Origin of the sequence: Sphingobacterium sp. GVS05A, assembly GCF_019969845.1 — a bacterium.
Taxonomy (GTDB): domain Bacteria; phylum Bacteroidota; class Bacteroidia; order Sphingobacteriales; family Sphingobacteriaceae; genus Sphingobacterium.
The window spans coordinates 508,168-527,403 of the sequence record NZ_JAHXYR010000002.1; the positions used below are offsets into that span (position 1 = coordinate 508,168).

The window sequence follows — 19,236 nt, forward strand, 5'->3', positions numbered from 1 at the left end:
ATCAAAACTTCAGCTTAATTTTATCTTCACGTCCACAGACAGTCCTCCTGGTTACTGCTCATTGGAGGAAAATTTGAGAAGATAAGGTATAACGCGCACCTTTTACCAGCATCAAAGTGAAAAGATACGCGTCAAAGAAATAATCAATATATTCAAAAATTAGAAATCATGGCAAAATTACACGCTTATTTAAATTTCGACGGTAACTGTGAAGAGGCTTTCACATTTTATGAAAAGGTCTTTCAAACCAAAAATCCGGGATACATGCGTTACGGTGATATCCCTGCAGATCCACAAATGCCAGCAATTCCAGATGAGGCCAAAAACAAAATCTGTCATACAGCCATTTCCATCAATGGCGAGAGCATGCTTATGGGCGCGGATGTCGTTCCAGCTTTCGGTCAGCAGTACGTACAGGGCAATAATACCTATGTGATGTTGATGTGTGACAATGCTGAAGAAGCAAAAACCTTACATACGGCGTTAAGCGCCAATGCAAAAGTAGTGGAAATGCCCTTGGGAGAAACATTTTTTGCTGAACTGTACAGTTCATTCCAGGATCAATTTGGCATCTGCTGGATGGTCTATTTCGGAGGCAGCAAAGACGAAGATTGCGAAAGCAAAGGTTAATAGACAGGTGCGCTGTACTATAAATTAGTTTACACAAATAGGGGCTTCTTTCGAGGCCCCTATATATTTGATCGGATCGCGGTACAAATCCTCCAATGACTGTTGGCTTATATTTGACTTAAATGAATGATAACATTCCCGACTTATTTATCGGTCAGTACATCAGCCTCAAAAACAACCCCATCCCAGCCATTTTCCATAAACTGGCGGATATTTTGATGTCCCTCCCCCGCCGGGTTATCCAATACATTCTGATAATGCTCTGCAAACAAAATCAAGGTATCTGCGGCAGAAAGATCATTGAGTTTAGCAAAATACAATACTTTCGCACTCCCCTGATTTTCCGCTGCCGAGTTTTTCAGCTTTCCATTTTGAAATGACGTCGGATTATACGTGTACTGTTCTGCGATATGATCCAAAACTTCCTGAAACTGAAGCTGGCTTCCCTTTGACTTCGCTAATAATTCTTCTGTTTTCATCAGATTAAATTGTATATACTTTATGCTAATTGTTTATGAAAGTTCTTTATATTTAGCCCTTTCTACCGAATTTCTAAATAATTCCATGAAGAGAGCCACCTTTAGCGCCCAATTGATCAACCCGTTTTTCAACAGCTTCATCTTTAATCAATGCTGGTGCATGATGAGGTTTCGAGCGGGCATCAATAATAATCGGTCCTTCACAGCCCCAATGTTTGAATGTTGTAAAACTCTTTATCCCATGAATATCAAATGCTGGATTACTCCGCGTAAAGGTTGTCCAGACGAAGTTATTGACAGTCTCCGCTGTAAAACTAGCATCGTCACACAGTACCAGCAGCGGAAAACCTTCCCATGCCAACCCTTCAGCCACACGACACCATTCCCCGATTACCGCAGCTTCATCTCCATAGGTCGTAAAAGCCTTTCCATCGATAGCCAATACACCCGGCATCACAAGCTTCACTTGGTTGAAAGGTCTTGGCAGGTCAAAATTTGCAGGTAGCTCTCGTGCAAGCTCCCTTTTCTTTGTTCCCGCAGCTGCAAATACCACCTTCGAACCCGCGTTTAATCCATCACCCGAATAATCTAGGGTATCTATGGTCGTATTTGTCTGAAAATGAAGATCTCGCGCAGGATCAATCCTTTCCAGAATATGTCCAAAAAATGCTGGAATATCGTAGATATCCAATTTGGGATTATCTTCATATGCTGAAATAAAAAGATATTTGGCCAAGCTCAGTTGGTTTTTTCCAAGAATCTGATTGGCAATGGTTAAAATCTCCTGTGGACGATCCACACGTTGATAAGGAGTGTAACGCTCTGATCCTATCGCAAACAATAAGGGATGCACTCCTGCCGCGTCCACAGCATTTACCGAATGCAGTCCAGAGATTTCCTGAGGAATTGCTGCCCCTGTGATTTCGTGAATAAGCGCTCCAAAGCTAGTATCTTCCTGTGGTGGTCTCCCTACTACTGTAAATGACCAGATCGGATCCTTCTTATGATATACATTGTGCACCTTCATCAAGGGGAATGGATGGGTAAGACTATAATAGCCTATATGATCACCAAAAGGCCCCTCCGGTTTATTCTCATTGGGATAAACAGTCCCTGTGATCACGAAATCTGCATCTGCCGAAATACAAAAACCTTCATCATCGTAAAAATAACGGAACCGTCTATTGCCTAAGGCTCCAGCGAAGATCATTTCAGAAAGGCCTTCTGGCAGAGGCATGACCGCAGACAAAGGATGCGCCGGCGGACCACCCACAAAAATACTTACCTTAAGTGGCACACCAAGTTCATTGGCCTTTGTCTGATGAATACCAATTCCGCGGTGCAGTTGGTAGTGCAATCCTATTTCCCGATCCGGGATATAATCGTTTCCTGAAAGCTGAATTCGATACATCCCCAGGTTGGCATGCATAATTCCAGGTTTATTTACATCTTCCGTATAGACCTGTGGCATGGTGACAAAAGCACCACCATCCATTGGCCAGTTAACAATTTGAGGAAGCTTGCTGATGCTTGTTTTACCATGTAGAATCGGAGCGCCTGCCTTCTTTTTCCAAGGTAAGGCACCTAGCGCAGTCATGGATGATCCGATATATTGAAATGGATTTTTTAGCACAGCCCCCGGGTTCATCTTGACATCTACCAGCTTTTTAAGATGATCCAATGAATCACGGAACATAAACTTTGAACGGTTCAATGTACCAAAGAGATTGGAAACAGCGGGAAATTCTGAACCTTTGATATTTTCAAAATACAATGCTGGTCCCTCGACATCAAACACCCGCATATGAATTGCAGCCATTTCGAGGTAAGGATCGACTTCCTCTTTAATCCGGATTAAATGACCATGTTTTTCAAGATCCGCAACACATGCTGCTAGACTATTGTATCCCATATATTAAATCTGTATCAACGCGTTAATCCACAAATTTAACAGAATAATTTAGAAGTAAATAATTATTCACCCCTGTCTCCATTGGGACTATAACTACTTTATATAAATATCATAAGCTCACAAACAAAAAACTCCTATAGCGACAGCCCCCAAAAGCAGGCAAAAAAGCATTAAAGGATAAGCATAGTGAAGGTTTCCGTTGACTATTAGACAATACAAAAAAAATTAGGTATCCATACTGACATAGGCTTTCAGCGGGGTAAATTCAAAGGACTGGACTTTCTGCCAGGTTGAATTGTCCACATTTTTTTCATAATAAAGCACCCGTCTAAACTCATCGATATCTTCCTTATTGATATCGTTGAAACGGCTCAGCAATAGCTTCGCAAAAAATTTATTTACGCCAATCTCGCGCTTTTGTGTATTGGAAGTATAATCGAGAAATTGATAAAACAAGTTTCTAAACGTTACCTCTTCATGTCCACCAAGGTAAATCACCTCAGATATAAAGTTACCTTCCCAAGGCATTTCCCGAAGCCAGCGGTAGACATCCAATAAAGGTAAGGGATGAAATTTCAGCGAGGCCACCCAATTCCAATAGAATATGGTCTGCCGTTTGGCCAACTTGCTAAAAATTCGGTTCAGCACACTTTCCTTACCGATAACACTACTTTTAACCACAATAGTGTACTGTACGCGCAAAGCTTCCAATAGATTCCGAACAGGTTCTAAAAAATGCTCATCCATCAGTCGGGCCACATAGATCACGCGGTTATTGCCTGCCCGCCTACAGATTTCAACAAAATTACGAAGACCTAGCAGTTCCAACTGGAGCTGAATATCGTTATCCAAGGTCGGAACCTGCGTAAAATAAATCCCAAAGTTCAGGTTACTGATCTGAAAATTATCATAAGCGGGTCCCTTCCGCAACAAATCAAGTTCAAAAAGTCTTGCGGTCACTTTCTCCTTCACGATTTTATTAAAAATGGACAAATTGCGCACCAAACCTGTAACATCAAAATCCTTCGCTTGTAAATAGCATGACGCCCGTCGTCCCAAATAGGTATTTAGCCCACTAATTAACACCTTTTTCATTCTTATAATTATTTCTGAGCACTCGCTTTCAATGGTATAAATGTGCTAGTTGCAGTCATTTTTTTATTTTTATTTTTAAGGTAAGCATGAAACTACCTTTGGTTTTAATGAGTAACCAAACGATCGGCTGGATCTCATTTTAACTGTCCTATAGATTGCAAAAGCCCATGCTAGTTTTTCTCTTCAAATACGTTGACTAACTACGATCATAATTCTCTAATTTTAGAACAGAGAAATCTCAAATAAGTTTAACACTATTTTTATTTTTATATTAGAGCAACTTGTTTTCTGTAGATATAGGAGCAATCATCGATCGTTTAGGCTATTTTCCACGTATGACTTAAGCAAATGAAGCTGTTGTCAGAAATTTATTACAAACAGCAATTCTGTCTAAAACCACTTCTTTGTCCTTTTTATGTCAATTCACGCCTAAATATTTTCACAAACACAATATCCTTATATATTTGTAAATCTTCTGAAAATAGGCTGCACTAAAAAGTATTTATCTTCACCTCTATGGACAAAAGGGCTACAATGATCTGGTTTAGAAATGATTTAAGACTTCATGACAATGAGGTATTTTATCAAGCCTCTGAGAAGAGTTCCTTCATCATTCCTGTCTATTGTTTTGACCCCCGTTATTTTGACCGCAATCAATTTGGTAATTTAAATACTGGTGTACTGCGTGCAGCATTTGTGATCGAAGCCGTCACTGCCTTAAAAGAAAAATTAAAAAATCATGGAAGTGACCTGCTAACCTATATTGGCAAACCTGAAGATATTATCCCTCGTATTGCCCAAAAATATCAGGTTAATGAAGTCTATCACCATCGGGAAGTTGCGCTGCGCGAGACCTCTATTTCCGAAAAAGTAGAGAGTGAGCTCTGGAATAGCAAAATCAACCTCCGCCATTTTATTGGGCATACACTTTACCATAAAGAAGATCTCCCTTTTCCGATCAAGGATATTCCGAATGGATTTTCCGTTTTCAAGAAAAAGGTGGAACGTGAGAGTACGGTACGTCAACCGATTCCTTTCCCATCCAATTTCCTGACACCCCCGCATCTGGAAGACACCAAGATCCCCACGTTGAAAGACCTAGGCTATTCAGATGAGGAGATCAAATCTGTTGATGACATCTATATATTGGGTGGAGAAGATACGGCATTGAGTATTATGCATTCGGTATTATCCACCTATCCGGAAACGGAGCAGGATCCTGTCATATTGGGCCCTTTTATCGCTGCTGGAGCTTTATCCCCGATCCTTCTTTACAACAACATTAAGAAATTGGGCGAAGGAAAAAAAGATAAACGATTTGAAAAAATAATAGACATCTTACTTTGGCGGGATTATTTCCGTTTTATGCTCAAAAAATATCCTAATGTATTTTTCAAATCGCTGGGTACAAAAAACAGTACTACAGCAGATGTCCCTCCGTTAACGGTGAATGAGGAGCTATTCGAAAAATGGAAATCCGGTCAGACAGCGCATGATTTTATCAATAGTACCATGATACAATTAAAAAAGACGGGTTATATCCCCTATCAGGCGGGATTGATCGCCGCCAGTTATCTTGTGCATGAGTATCAGGTCAATTGGTTAAAGGGAGCATCCTGGTTTGAAGAACAGCTTTTGGACTATTCTCCCGCCACTGTATACGGACAATGGTCCCATATTGCTGGCGTCGGCACAAGTGAAAAGGACAACAAGGCTTTGGATTGGCAGAAATTGATCAAAACCAACTTCCCAAACGGTCTTCCAAAATTGGATGAATTACTCGCTAAATAAATCTTCGGCAGAAATAAATAATTTCAAAACAAAAGAAATTTGTAGACCCCTGTAGGGCGCTTTTAAATCATGCTAAAAATGTTAAGAATTGGATAGATTTATTGATTAAATTATTCAATTTCAGTATTAGAAACTCTTTTTTTATTCATAACTTTGACAAATTTCATAGTTTTAATTGTAAATGGACAATCTGACATATTTGAGTAATGCTGATTCGGCTTATGTCGATGGCTTATATCAATCGTACAAGCAAGATCCCCAATCGGTAGATTTCGGATGGCAAAAATTCTTTGAAGGTTTTGATTTCGGTCAAAATGCTGGTGGAACAACAAGTTCAGTAGGCGAAGCAACTCCTGAGCACGTATTGAAAGAAATCAATGTGCTGAACATGATCAACGGTTACCGTGACCGTGGCCACCTCTTCACTCACACCAACCCTGTTCGCGAAAGACGTAAGTACTACCCTGGCAAGGAATTGGAAACTTTTGGTCTTGCTGAGGCAGACATGAGTACAGTTTTCAATGCAGGTGTAGAAGTTGGCTTAGGTCCAGCAACATTAAAAGATATCCGTCAACTGGTTGAAGATACCTATTGCCGTTCTATTGGTGCAGAATTCAAATATATCCGTAATCCAGAAAAGATAAAATGGCTGCAGGATCGCATGGAAGCGGACCGCAATATGCCAAAATTCTCTTTGGATACCAAAAAGAGAATCCTGAACAAACTGAACCATGCTGTTGTATTTGAGAACTTTTTGGGTACTAAATTTTTAGGTCAAAAACGTTTCTCTTTGGAAGGTGCAGAAAGCTTAATCCCTGCATTGGATTCAGTTATCGAAAAAGGTTCAGAAATTGGCATCCAAGAGTTTGTAATCGGTATGGCTCACCGTGGTCGTTTGAACGTATTGACCAATATCATGGGTAAATCTTACAAATCCATCTTCTCGGAATTTGAAGGTAAAACCTATGCAGACGATCCAGAGGTAAACTTTGGTGGTGACGTAAAATACCATTTGGGTTTCTCTTCTGAAGTCAAAACCAACGATGGCAAATCCGTTCACTTGAGTTTGGCGCCAAACCCTTCCCATTTGGAAACAGTAGATCCAATTGTAGAGGGTATGGTACGTTCTAAAATCGACTTCAAATACGATGGTGATTCATCAAAAATTGCACCGATCATTATCCATGGTGATGCTGCAATTGCTGGTCAGGGCGTAGTCTATGAAGTAACTCAAATGTCCAAACTAGATGGTTACAAAACTGGCGGTACAGTACATATCGTTATCAATAACCAAATCGGATTTACAACAAACTATAAAGATGCACGTTCTGGAACATATTGTACCGATGTTGCAAAAATCACTTCTTCGCCTGTATTCCATGTCAATGGAGATGATGCAGAAGCTGTAGTTTATGCGATTAATTTGGCTGTTGAATACCGTCAAAAATACAAAACAGACGTATTTATCGATTTATTATGTTACAGAAGATTTGGTCACAATGAGGCTGATGAGCCTAAGTTCACACAACCGTTGTTGTACAAAATCATTGAAAAACATCCGAATCCAAAAGAAGTATACGCGAAAAAATTAATCTCCGAAGGAAGTATTGACGAAGCGTATTCAAAAAATATAGAAAAAGAATTTAAGGCGGAATTGCAGACTAAACTTGAAGAAGCGAAAACTATTGAAGTATTGACTGAAGATCTTCCGATGTTTAAAGGTGCATGGGAAGGATTACGTCCAGCGAAAAAAGGAGAAGTATCGACAACTACGGATAAAACTAAAGTTGCAAAAGATCTTTTCTTGAAATTAGCGAAAGAGATCACGACTTTACCTTCGGACAAAAAATTCTTCCGTAAGATCACTCGTCTGTTCGAAGATCGTGCAAAAATGATCAGCAATGATGCATACGATTGGGCAATGGGTGAATTAATGGCTTATGCGACTTTATTGGATCAAGGCAACCGTGTTCGTATCTCAGGTCAAGATGTACAACGTGGTACATTCTCGCACCGTCATGCGGTATTGACTTTGGAAGATTCTGAAGAGAAATATATTCCATTGGCAAATATCAAAGGTGGCGACAAATTCTCGATCTACAACTCCTTACTTTCAGAATATGCTGTTTTAGGTTTTGAATATGGTTATGCATCTTCTAATCCAAACTCGTTAACAATTTGGGAAGCACAATTCGGTGATTTCTACAATGGTGCTCAAATCATCGTAGATCAATATTTGTCGAGTGCGGAAACAAAATGGAGACGTTCAAATGGCTTAGTGATGATGCTTCCACATGGTATGGAAGGACAGGGTCCTGAGCACTCTTCGGCACGTATCGAAAGATTCTTGGAATTATGTGCAGATGAGAACATGATCTTGGCAAACTGTACCTTACCAGCCAACTACTTCCACTTGTTACGTCGTCAATTAGTACGCGAATTCCGCAAACCATTGGTGATCTTTACACCGAAATCATTGTTGCGTCACCCGAAAGTTGTTTCTCCATTGAAAGACTTCACAGAAGGTGTATTCCAAGAGGTCATCGATGATGCAAATGTAGCTGCAAAAGATGTAAAACGTGTATTGTTCTGTTCTGGTAAAGTTTATTATGACTTATTGGAAAAACAAGAAGCGGACAAACGTAAGGATGTAGCGATCGTTCGTATCGAACAATTGTTCCCAATCCCAGCTGAGCAGTTGAAAGCAATCCGTAAAAAATACAACAAAGCTAAAGAGTTTGTATGGGTGCAAGAGGAAAATGAGAACATGGGTGCATGGTCTTACTACTGCCGCAAACTGATGGGTACTGAGATTGCATTTACAGGTTTCGTAGCACGTAAAGAAAGCGGAAGTACAGCAACAGGTTATATGAAACAACACGTTGCTCAACAAGCAGAGATCTTAAATAAATCATTCGAATAAAAACAATTTAAAATCAATTGCGTCTTATGTATAGGACGCAATTGTCAATAAAGAACATTATATATGAGCTTAGAAATTAAAGTACCAACCGTAGGTGAATCTATCACGGAGGTAACCTTATCACAATGGTTGAAACAAGATGGCGATTATGTGGAGATGGATGAAAACATCGCCGAACTGGAGTCAGACAAAGCGACGTTTGAATTACCAGCTGAAAAAGCAGGTATCTTAAGAATCATTGCACAAGAAGGTGATACTTTAGAAATCGGTGCTGTCGTTTGTACAATTGAAGAAGGTCAAGCTCCTGCTGGTGGTTCAGCTCCGGCTGCTGCACCTGCTGCTGAGGCATCATCAACTGCAGCTCCAGCTGCTGCTGCAAAAGACGAAGATCCAGATAGCTACGCTGCTGGTACGGCTTCTCCTGCTGCTGCAAAAATTTTGAGAGAAAAAGGAATTGATCCTTCAACTATAAAAGGAACAGGTAAAGATGGCCGCATCACAAAAGAAGATGCTGACAAGGCTCAACCTGTTGCAAAAGCTGCAGCTCCAGCTGCGAAACCTGCTGCTCCTGCCGCTACAACTACAGCTGCACCAGTTGCTGGTTCCAGAAATGAGCGTCGTGAGAAATTATCTTCTTTACGTAAAACTATCGCAAAACGTTTAGTAGCTGTTAAAAACGAAACAGCCATGTTGACAACTTTTAACGAAGTCAATATGCAGCCGATCATGGATCTACGTGCTAAATATAAAGATACGTTCAAAGAGAAATTTGGTATCGGTCTTGGTTTCATGTCTTTCTTTACAAAAGCAGTAACTACAGCATTGGCAGAATGGCCAGCAGTGAATGCTCGTATCGAAGAAAATGAAATCGTGTATTCTGATTTTGCAGATATTTCAATTGCAGTTTCTGCACCTAAAGGACTAGTTGTTCCTATTATCCGTAACGCAGATGCGATGTCATTGGAGCAAATCGAGAAAGCGATTGCTACATTGGCGGGTAAAGCTCGTGATAACAAATTAACGATCGACGAGATGACAGGTGGTACATTTACAATCACTAACGGTGGTGTATTTGGATCTATGATGTCAACACCTATCATCAACGCACCACAATCAGCAATCTTGGGTATGCACAACATCATCCAACGTCCTATCGCTGAGAATGGTCAGGTTGTGATCCGTCCAATGATGTATATCGCGCTTTCTTACGATCACCGTATTATTGACGGTCGTGAGTCAGTAAGCTTCTTGGTTCGTGTAAAACAATTATTAGAAGATCCAGCTCGTTTATTGCTGGGCGTATAATTGGTATTAAAATTATAACAATAAAAAAGACCTGTACGATTGCCGTACAGGTCTTTTCTATTGTACTTTGCCCCCTTCTCTAAACTTGATTTCCTTTGGGATTCTACGAATATGAATTGGGCATAACCGCTATCTTCTCCCTAGCCCACCTACTTCGGCTTTTGTGAGATTTCTGCCTGCGAATATAAATCCAGATTTTTTTTCATCTTTTTATTTTATACTTTCACTTCCAGTTATTTGTTTGCTAATAGATTAACCGCGAATTAAATAAGCCTACGAGGTTCATTTATAACCAGCGGAATGGAAGATGCATTAAATAAACAATTATGAACAGTAAGATAATAGGTCTAACGATTATTCTTTTGCTTTCGGTGTTGGCACTCTCAGCCAACATGGCCAATCCATTTGGCCCCCATAGCATTACGGCCCAGTTGGTTCCTTCGAGTAAAGCAAAAGTACTTCGCGAACGAATTGACATACACCTTGTGCGCGACACACTGGATTATGATTATCAGAGCCAATTCAATATAGAATATATCGTCCATGCCGAGGAAAACATGGACTTTCCATTGGTGTTTCTTGCCCTCAATTTAGATGGATTAGAAAACGTGACTGTTAACCAAAAAGAGATTAAATCCATTCCATTAGATCAAAAAAATCTCAAATTACCGTTCTTACGGTTCAAAGATGGTTATTATGAGATCAGCTATGGAAATTCGGAATGGGAGCGAATTAACCTAAATGACGCCTTTTATTTTACAGCCAAACTTCATAAGGGTGAAAACAGTATCAAAATTCAATACCGTGCTTTGATGGGTTATGACCGTCGGGATATCCTCACAAAATATGAAATTGAATATCTCCTATTTCCTTCGAAGTACTGGTCTTCCTTTGGCCCTATTGATCTGTACCTGCATACGGGAAATAAAATGAAGGCTTATGCGCAGAATTTGGGAGCTCCTCAACAGCAAACTGACACGCTCGTTCATTGGACTATTAAATCCGTCGGAAAACAGGACAGTTTCAAAATTGAAGTTGGGGAAAAGACCTCATTTTTAGCAAGCGTCATCCTCTGGATCAGTCCAGGGCTCCTCGCATTCATCAGCTCCCTAGTGCTATTTTATTTACACATCAAGTATATCTATAAAAAGTACAAAATCGGTCGGTACCGTTATGCGTTGCTCATTGGAAATCTGATCGTACCGGCATCATTCTATAGTTTTTGCTGGTTTTGGAGCAGTTTGGCAAATTACCTGGTCAATGGTATTTTTGCAGATAACAGTCGGGGGTTTATTCTATTGGTCATTGTTACCTTGCCATTCATCTATATCTTTTATGATCTGGTTCTTTTTGTCATCGATAGAAGCATCCGGATCAAATTTCAAAAACAGCAATCGAATTAAGCTGACCTATTTTTTATAGGTCAGCTTATTTTCAATCATCCGATTGTTATATTGTTGAATAAAAGCTTTCATCTTGGTTTCCATCGTATCCAGGACAGCTGGATGTTGTTTTATCAAGTCCTGTTTCATCAAGCGATCTTGCTTCATATTATAAAGAGATAATGGTTTAAGACCATCGTAAGACATCATATAGTCTTTGTAGTAAAAATTGTAACTTCCTGCATTATTGTTCAGGACAAAATTGTCCCTTCCCGGCTTAAATGCATCTGATCCAAAGGCAAAATAAGGTTCGTCATAATGGAGGTAATTTAAGACCGTTGGCATAATATCGATCTGTTGCGCCAGTTTATCGGCCTTGCCGACCAAGCCATCGCCCGGCGCATAAAATATAATCGGGATCTGGAAGCCCCCGGCTGTGGTCTGATACTCGGGAAGGTAACTTACAGTTGCGTGATCAGCACAGATCACAAATAAGGTATTGTTAAACCAAGGCATTTTAGATGCCGTCGCAAAGAATTCGCGAAGTGCATTATCGGTATAGCCAATAGGTTCCTGCACGGGTAACGGTCCTTTCGGAAATTTGCCCTGATACTTCTCCGGCACCTTAAAGGGATGGTGCGAGGACAGCGAAAAGAAGCTCGCAAAAAACGGTTGTTTTAACGTATTGATTTTATTCGCTGTAAACTGTAGAAAAGGTTCATCCCAAATTCCCCAGATACCATCAAAATCCTGATCGTTGTTATATTCGTTTTTACCAAAATAATGTTGAATCCCAGCCAGCTTCATATAGGCAGAGAAGCCCATACTTCCATTCGGAGCACCGTGAAAAAATGCCGTTTCATACCCTTTTTTCCCCAGGAGTTTAGCCAAGCTAGTGGTTTCATTACCCGAATACACCGAAAGTACAAAGGGTTCGCCAATGGAAGGGATACCTGTAATCACCGAAGGCAAAGCGTCGATGGATTTGCGACCATTCGCATAGGTATCTGTAAAGGTATAGCCGTTGCGAATCAAAGAATCTAAAAAAGGAGTATAACCTTTATATTTCCCACCTTGAATATCTTTATTCAGTTCACCAAAATGTTCCTTTGCAAAACTTTCCAAAATCAATACAACAACATTCTTTTTATTGAAGGGTTTGTCTGTTTGTGGAAGATGAATTGGATCATACAGCTTGATCAGCTCCTGCTCCGGATAATAGTTCACGGGCTTGAGACTAACAGCTTTTAAGGTTTTTAGTATACTAAATGGCGTGTTCAGTACAATATTCATTTCTTCAGGGGTGTCCACATAGTCACCGGAATTGCTCAATGTAATCGGACGGGTACTGTGCGCCCAGCCGCCACGAACACCACCTATAAAAAGAAAAGCAGTCAATAAAAAGAAAGGAACCTGAACAAGGAAAGATTTCCAGGAATAACGTTTTGGTCTTTCCAGTTGGATCAACTGATACGATTTCGATAAGCCATAAACGAGCAATGCAAATACCAGCAGGAGATACCAGTAATCAAGACAAAAGTCAAATGCCAATTTAAACAAGTTGGACTCATTTGAAAACTGGCTCAATACCGTACCGGTGGTCCGTTTTAGTGTAAAAGGGTAATAGGCATAGTCAATCAGATTCAAGGCGATCCCTAGTGAGTTGACTACGACAAAGATCCATTTGGAAACCCGTTGATAGGTTGGATTAGCTATGAATGGTCCGGGGACCGTCTGCATAACAATGTAAAGAATATTCAGATAAAGCAAAGCAACGGTATCAAAACGCACACCTCCGCCAAACATTACAAACAATTTCCCTGCATTTACATTAGGAAATAATGAGGCATTAAGCAGGTAAAACCCCCATCTAAGCAGGGCGTAAACGATTAAAAGAAAGGCAAAGCGAATGGCCACTGCAAAATAAGGTGCTAATATTCCTCTTAACTTCATCAGGTTAATATTTTAGAAATTCACGATAGACCTGCTGATAATACGCTTTGGCAATATTCAATATACTATCGGTTTTGGCAGCAGGATATTCTTTATTGGATCTGTAGTTGATTATTCGGCCAACATTATCAAAAGATACTGCCTGTTCTGGTGTAACAGCACCAAAGGCATCTTTGGAATTATAGAAAGCGATCTGTGGTGTTGTCGGATTAAATAAATCTCGGCTCCAGTGATATCTATTGGTCGGAAGTTTCAACTGCGTCAACAGCGTCGTTGCCAAATCCGTTTGGTTTCCGATCCGATTGAAGATCTTACCCCGGTATTCCGGTTTGATAACATCACCGAAAAAGATCAATGGGATATGGAATCTATTCGGATGGAAAAGCTCCCATTTTTCCGATGGCAAACGATGGCCATGATCCGCAACTATCACAAAAAGGGTATTTTTGTACCAGGCTTCTTTCTTGGCTTTACCAATAAAATCGAAAACAGCCGAGTCCGTATAATTCGCCGTGCTTCTGAACTTATCAGCATTGTTGGTACTGCCAAATTTATAACCGTGCTTTAATTCAAATGGTTCGTGATTGATCAATGTAAATATCGTCGAGAAGAAAGGCTGTTTCTCCTTGTTAAAATCATGAATCATCTGGTTGAACACCACATGATCGTAGACTCCCCAGGAAGCCCGCTCGGCATCCAAACCAAAATTAGCGTTATCAACCACTCTGGAAATACCATGTGTCAACATATAGGACTTGAAATTATAAAACTCACTTTGTCCACCATGATAAAAAGAAGTTTCATAACCTGCATGGTCAAATTCCTGCCCAATAGCAGGCATATTTTCGTGCTTGTCGATATATTTAATAATACTTTCCGGTCCCTGTGCCGGAAATCCACTGAGTATAGCAACCATCCCCTTATCCGAACGATCGGCGGCGGAATAGATGTGATCAAATAAAATTCCACCTTTGATCAATTCTTCCATATGTGGCGTTATGCCCTTCTCTCCTCCCAAAGACTGGATGAGGTCACCGACAAAACTTTCCAACATGATGATAACAACATTGGGGCGTGTCGTGGATAAAACTTCGACCGCAGAATCAGGCTGACTCTGGAACGCAGGCTTCAAGTGCTCTTGAAGACCTTGTTGGTCCGAGCCGTAGAAATCATAAGGGCTTTTCAGTTTTGTGCTCTTGGTAAAAAAGTCGCGCAAAAGCGACCATTGTGTATTGACAGCCGCATGATTATAAAAGGTAACCTCAGAATAATAAGCTTTACTAGGGTTTAGTGTTGCGCGGCCGTAACCTCCACGGATAAAGGTAAACAAAACAAAAACGCCGACGGCCAGTTTTAAGAAGTTGCCAATCGGTGATTTAACATTAAAAAAATACACTTTTTTGAACATCCAACGGTAGAGAAAATAACCACAAAATATCCCCACCAACATTCCGAAGATCGGAAGAAAAACAGGTGTAGATTCTGCAGAAGCTACCGCACCGGATGGTGATGCCAGGAAAGCATCTATCGCTCGTTTTGATATTTTATCCCCCCATTCTCGATAGATATTAACATTGATAAAACTGGTCACAAAAAATAAAACCAGTACGACAATTGTGTAAATATCAAGGATGACGCGTTTTGGCTGAGCCTTTGGAAAAAATCCGAGTATACAATAGACAAGAAAGGGAATGGTACAGATATAGGATACAGCTGAAAAATCAAGGCTTAATCCATGAAAATAAATTCTAAAAATCTCAGTGAAATGAGCAGTTCCTATTTTCTCAAAAAAAGCAAAAATAAAAATAAATCTATCTATAAAACAGATGATTAGCCAAAACAAAAAATATTGTGTTAACGCCCTAAGTTCGTTCGCAAATCGTTGCATCCCTTCGTGTAAAAATAAAACAGGCAAATTTACATTAATTTACATTAAAACCAGGCTAATCGACTAGTAATATGAAGAAAAGATTAAAAAAGTATTAAGATTTAAGTATTGAGTAGTGAGATATGAGTATTGAGATGTGGGTAAGCGCGGATCTTTAATCATTGCTCCTTAACGTTGAACCTTCATCCCTTATCCTTTGCCCTTGATCTACAATCAATAACAAGATCAATGATAACAAGGAAAATAACATAGAATTCCTTACTTTTGTATTCCTTAAAAAATTGAATATAGAATTTAAAATGAGCATAGCGAAAACTTACAATCCAAAAGAAGCTGAAGAAAAATGGTACAGCTATTGGAAAGCGAACGGATTTTTCCGGTCTACTCCTGACGAACGTGAACCTTATACGATTGTAATGCCGCCACCGAATGTCACTGGCGTATTGCACATGGGTCATATGCTGAACAATACGATTCAAGACGTTTTGATTCGCCGCGCACGTATGCAGGGTAAAAACGCTTGTTGGGTACCGGGGACAGACCACGCCTCCATTGCCACTGAAGCTAAGGTCGTCGCTATGTTAAAGGAGCAAGGCATTGACAAAAGATCCCTATCCCGTGAGGATTTTTTAAAGCATGCTTGGGAATGGAAAGAAAAGTACGGTGGCATTATCTTAAAGCAACTGGAAAAACTAGGCGCTTCCTGTGATTGGGATCGTACCCGTTTCACCATGGATCCTGAATTGTATCAATCGGTGATCCGTGTATTTGTTGACCTTTACAATAAAGGTTTAATCTATCGTGGTTACCGCATGGTTAACTGGGATCCAGAAGCCAAAACCAATATTTCCGATGAAGAAGTTGTTTACAAGGAAAAGAACGGTAAATTATATCATTTAAAATATCAGGTTGAAGGAACAGACAAATATATTGTCGTTGCCACAACCCGTCCTGAAACAATCTTTGGTGATACAGCAGTATGTATCAATCCAAACGACGAACGCTACACCTGGTTAAAAGGAAAACAAGTGATCGTACCAATCGTCGGACGTAAAGTAAATATCATTGAAGATGAATATGTGGATCTTGAATTTGGTACAGGCTGTCTTAAGGTAACTCCAGCACACGATATCAATGACTACGAACTAGGTAAAAAGCATGATCTGGAGTTTGTGGATATCTTTACCGATGAAGCGAAATTAAACGACAACGGCTTGCATTATGCTGGTATGGATCGCTTCAAAGTGCGTAAAGAGATCGAAAAAGAACTGGAAGAAAAAGGATTGTTGGAAAAAGTAGAAAACTACACCAATAATGTCGGAACATCTGAAAGAACCGGTGCTGTTATTGAACCTAAGATCTCTAACCAATGGTTCCTGAAAATGGAAGACCTGGGAAAACCTGCCTTGGATAATGTCATGGATGATACCATTAAATTCCATCCGACGAAATTCAAAAATATCTACCGCAACTGGATGGAAAATGTAACAGATTGGAACATTTCTAGGCAATTGTGGTGGGGACATCAAATACCTGCTTACTTCTATGGTGATGGTAACGATGATTTTGTCGTTGCACAGACCGCCGAAGAAGCGCTTTCACTGGCACAGCAAAAATCGGGCAATGCGGGTCTAACGCTTGCAGATTTGCGTCAGGACGAAGATGTGCTTGACACTTGGTTTTCAGCTTGGTTATGGCCAATTTCTGTATTCAACGGTATCAATGAACCTGAAAATGAAGAGATCAACTATTACTACCCAACACAGGATCTAGTCACTGCACCGGATATTATTTTCTTCTGGGTAGCACGCATGATTGTATCAGGTTATGAATTCCGTGGACAGCTACCTTTTGAAAATGTCTATTTTACAGGTATTGTACGCGATAAATTAGGGCGCAAGATGTCAAAATCTTTGGGTAATTCACCTGATCCTATTGATTTGATGAACGAATACGGTGCTGACGCGACACGCATGGGCATGTTATTGACAGCACCTGCTGGAAATGACTTACCTTTTGATGTTGAGCTGTGTGTACAAGGCCGTAATTTTGCCAATAAAATCTGGAATGCCTTCCGTTTGGTAAAAGGCTTAGAAGTCATCGATGCTCCAGCTTCAGCGTCGGACAAAATATCAGCTGCATGGTTTGATGCGCGATTCAACCAAGCATTGACTGAAATTGAAGAAAACTTCAAGCATTACCGTTTATCAGATGCCTTGATGACAACTTATAAATTGGTATGGGATGACTTCTGTGCCTGGTACCTTGAACTGGTGAAACCAGCTTATGGCTCGCCAATTGCTTCAGAAACTTTGGAAATGGTAAAATCCTTCTTCCAACGTATATTGACTTTGGTGCATCCGTTTATGCCTTTCCTAACGGAAGAATTGTGGCATGATGAACTGTTTGGTATAAAAGAGGAAAAAGACTGTATCATTGTCGCTGAATTTCCAAAAGTCAATGCTTTTGATGAGCATGTTATCAAAGATTTTGCTGTAGCACAACAGATCATTTCCGAAGTTCGTAATATCCGGAATTCGAAAGGTATCTCACCAAAAGTAGCATTACCTTTGGCAATCAACCAACAGTCTGACATTGATCTGGCACAGTATATTGCGATCATCACGAAAATTGCCAACCTAGAAGCTGTGACATTTGTGACAGAAAAAGTAGCTGGTGCAACAAGTTTCTTGGCGGGTAAGGATGAGTGTTATGTACTTCTGGAAAACAATATTGATGTAGATGCAGAGCGCGAACGTATTGAAAAAGAACTGGACTACCTGAAAGGATTCTTGGTGTCTGTAGACAAAAAGCTTTCAAACGAGCGTTTTGTACAAAATGCAAAACCAGAAATCGTTGAAAACGAAAAAAGCAAGAAAGCTGATGCAGAAGCTAAAATCAAGATTCTTCAAGATAGCTTGGCCACTTTAGGTTAAAACGATCGACAATATTTTTTTTCAAAGTCCCGCGAGTTTCGTGGGGCTTTTTTTTGATCTGCCTTTACTTTTGGGACGCGTTCCTTTCTTTTACTCTTATGCCCACATGTGATTCCATGGAATGATAAAAATTTTGTATTATCGCTTTTCTGTTGATTTTTAACTTTATAAGAATTCCTGTAAAAAAATGAATAACTTTATAAGAGCGAACTTAAATTATAGCATCATGGGATTCAAGGAAACATTTCAAATCAACGGTGAAAACCTTTTACAAAAGATCAAAGAAATCATTGCAGAGGGTAATGTAAATAAAATCAGTATTTCGGACAAACATGGCAAAGAAATCATGAGTTTTCCAATTACTGTTGGCGCAATAGGGCTGATCTTAGCACCTGTATTTGCTGCTATTGGTGCAGTAGCTGCCTTGCTCACCGAATGTACAATCACTGTGGAACGAAACAGCGAAAAGAAAGAAGAGGAAAAGCCGGATGATTCTGCGGAACCTCCAACAACAATTACTGTTAAATAATTGGTCCTTAAATTTTACGATCATGAACATCATAAAGAATATCCTTTGTGTCTTGTTTGGCCTTCTTTTTATCAATGCGGGCTTAGATAAAATCTTTCATTATATGCCTGTTCCACCTATGGACATGGATATGCAAAAGGTTTTTCAGGCTTTTGTCACGATAAAATGGTTGATGCCACTCGTTGCAATCATCGAAATTCTGGGAGGCTTATTGTTTATCCTCCCCAAGACGAGAACCTTAGGCGCATTGGTCATCTTTCCAATACTCATCGGCATTTTTACACATAACATGATTTTTTATAGCCAAATGGGATTAATTATCTGGGCTGTACTTTTCATTATCTGGTTATGGGTGATTTTTGAAAATTGGGGAAAATACAAAAAGCTAATGGAGTAATCTCTTTTAACAAATT

The 19,236-nt window shown here is 39.9% G+C and carries 13 protein-coding genes; 8 read left to right on the forward strand and 5 right to left on the reverse strand.

Annotated elements, in window-relative coordinates; genetic code table 11:
* The first annotated feature begins 168 nt into the window (after nt 1-168).
* Nucleotides 169-630: a VOC family protein gene (locus LC454_RS06895; RefSeq protein ID WP_223580950.1), complete on the forward strand. Its 462-nt coding sequence runs from the start codon at nt 169-171 to the stop codon at nt 628-630.
* Between the two features lie 143 nt (nt 631-773).
* Here the strand turns inward: LC454_RS06895 and LC454_RS06900 are convergent, their stop codons facing one another.
* The 3 genes from LC454_RS06900 to LC454_RS06910 form a co-directional block, all read right to left on the reverse strand.
* Complete coding sequence (locus LC454_RS06900) at nt 774-1,109, reverse strand: HopJ type III effector protein (RefSeq protein WP_223580952.1); 336 nt, start codon at nt 1,107-1,109, stop codon at nt 774-776.
* Nucleotides 1,110-1,182: 73 nt separating this feature from the next.
* Nucleotides 1,183-3,021 carry a UbiD family decarboxylase gene (locus tag LC454_RS06905; protein ID WP_223580954.1) on the reverse strand — a complete coding sequence of 613 codons (1,839 nt, stop codon included), beginning with the start codon at nt 3,019-3,021 and terminating at the stop codon, nt 1,183-1,185.
* Nucleotides 3,022-3,246: 225 nt separating this feature from the next.
* A complete protein-coding gene (locus LC454_RS06910; RefSeq protein WP_223580956.1) occupies nt 3,247-4,116 on the reverse strand; it encodes a hypothetical protein in 870 nt (289 codons plus the stop codon).
* Between the two features lie 534 nt (nt 4,117-4,650).
* Here LC454_RS06910 and LC454_RS06915 point away from each other — a divergent pair.
* The 4 genes from LC454_RS06915 to LC454_RS06930 all read left to right on the forward strand — a co-directional run bounded on the left by LC454_RS06915 (nt 4,651) and on the right by LC454_RS06930 (nt 11,538).
* Complete coding sequence (locus LC454_RS06915; RefSeq protein ID WP_223580958.1) at nt 4,651-5,907, forward strand: deoxyribodipyrimidine photo-lyase; 1,257 nt, start codon at nt 4,651-4,653, stop codon at nt 5,905-5,907.
* Nucleotides 5,908-6,088: 181 nt separating this feature from the next.
* On the forward strand, nt 6,089-8,830 hold the full coding sequence (locus LC454_RS06920) for a 2-oxoglutarate dehydrogenase E1 component (RefSeq protein ID WP_223580960.1): 2,742 nt from the start codon (nt 6,089-6,091) through the stop codon (nt 8,828-8,830).
* A 63-nt stretch (nt 8,831-8,893) separates the two neighbouring features.
* Nucleotides 8,894-10,135, forward strand: coding sequence for a 2-oxoglutarate dehydrogenase complex dihydrolipoyllysine-residue succinyltransferase (gene odhB, locus LC454_RS06925; RefSeq protein WP_223580962.1), 1,242 nt, complete (start codon nt 8,894-8,896; stop codon nt 10,133-10,135).
* Between the two features lie 326 nt (nt 10,136-10,461).
* Nucleotides 10,462-11,538, forward strand: a complete 1,077-nt coding sequence (locus tag LC454_RS06930; RefSeq protein ID WP_223580963.1) for a hypothetical protein — start codon at nt 10,462-10,464, stop codon at nt 11,536-11,538.
* Between the two features lie 6 nt (nt 11,539-11,544).
* On the opposite strand, the gene LC454_RS06935 is transcribed toward LC454_RS06930, so the two are convergent.
* Together LC454_RS06935 and LC454_RS06940 are read right to left on the reverse strand one after the other, a co-directional pair.
* Nucleotides 11,545-13,470, reverse strand: a complete 1,926-nt coding sequence (locus LC454_RS06935; protein ID WP_223580965.1) for an LTA synthase family protein — start codon at nt 13,468-13,470, stop codon at nt 11,545-11,547.
* A 4-nt stretch (nt 13,471-13,474) separates the two neighbouring features.
* Nucleotides 13,475-15,358 carry an LTA synthase family protein gene (locus LC454_RS06940; protein ID WP_223580967.1) on the reverse strand — a complete coding sequence of 628 codons (1,884 nt, stop codon included), beginning with the start codon at nt 15,356-15,358 and terminating at the stop codon, nt 13,475-13,477.
* Between the two features lie 299 nt (nt 15,359-15,657).
* On the opposite strand from LC454_RS06940, the gene LC454_RS06945 reads away from it, so the two are divergent.
* The 3 genes from LC454_RS06945 to LC454_RS06955 all read left to right on the forward strand — a co-directional run bounded on the left by LC454_RS06945 (nt 15,658) and on the right by LC454_RS06955 (nt 19,220).
* Nucleotides 15,658-18,294: a valine--tRNA ligase gene (locus tag LC454_RS06945; protein ID WP_223580975.1), complete on the forward strand. Its 2,637-nt coding sequence runs from the start codon at nt 15,658-15,660 to the stop codon at nt 18,292-18,294.
* Nucleotides 18,295-18,481: 187 nt separating this feature from the next.
* Nucleotides 18,482-18,823 (forward strand): DUF4342 domain-containing protein, encoded by a 342-nt coding sequence (locus LC454_RS06950; RefSeq protein ID WP_223580976.1) that lies wholly within the window; start codon nt 18,482-18,484, stop codon nt 18,821-18,823.
* Between the two features lie 22 nt (nt 18,824-18,845).
* A complete protein-coding gene (locus tag LC454_RS06955) occupies nt 18,846-19,220 on the forward strand; it encodes a DoxX family membrane protein (protein ID WP_223580977.1) in 375 nt (124 codons plus the stop codon).
* Nucleotides 19,221-19,236 lie beyond the last annotated feature (16 nt).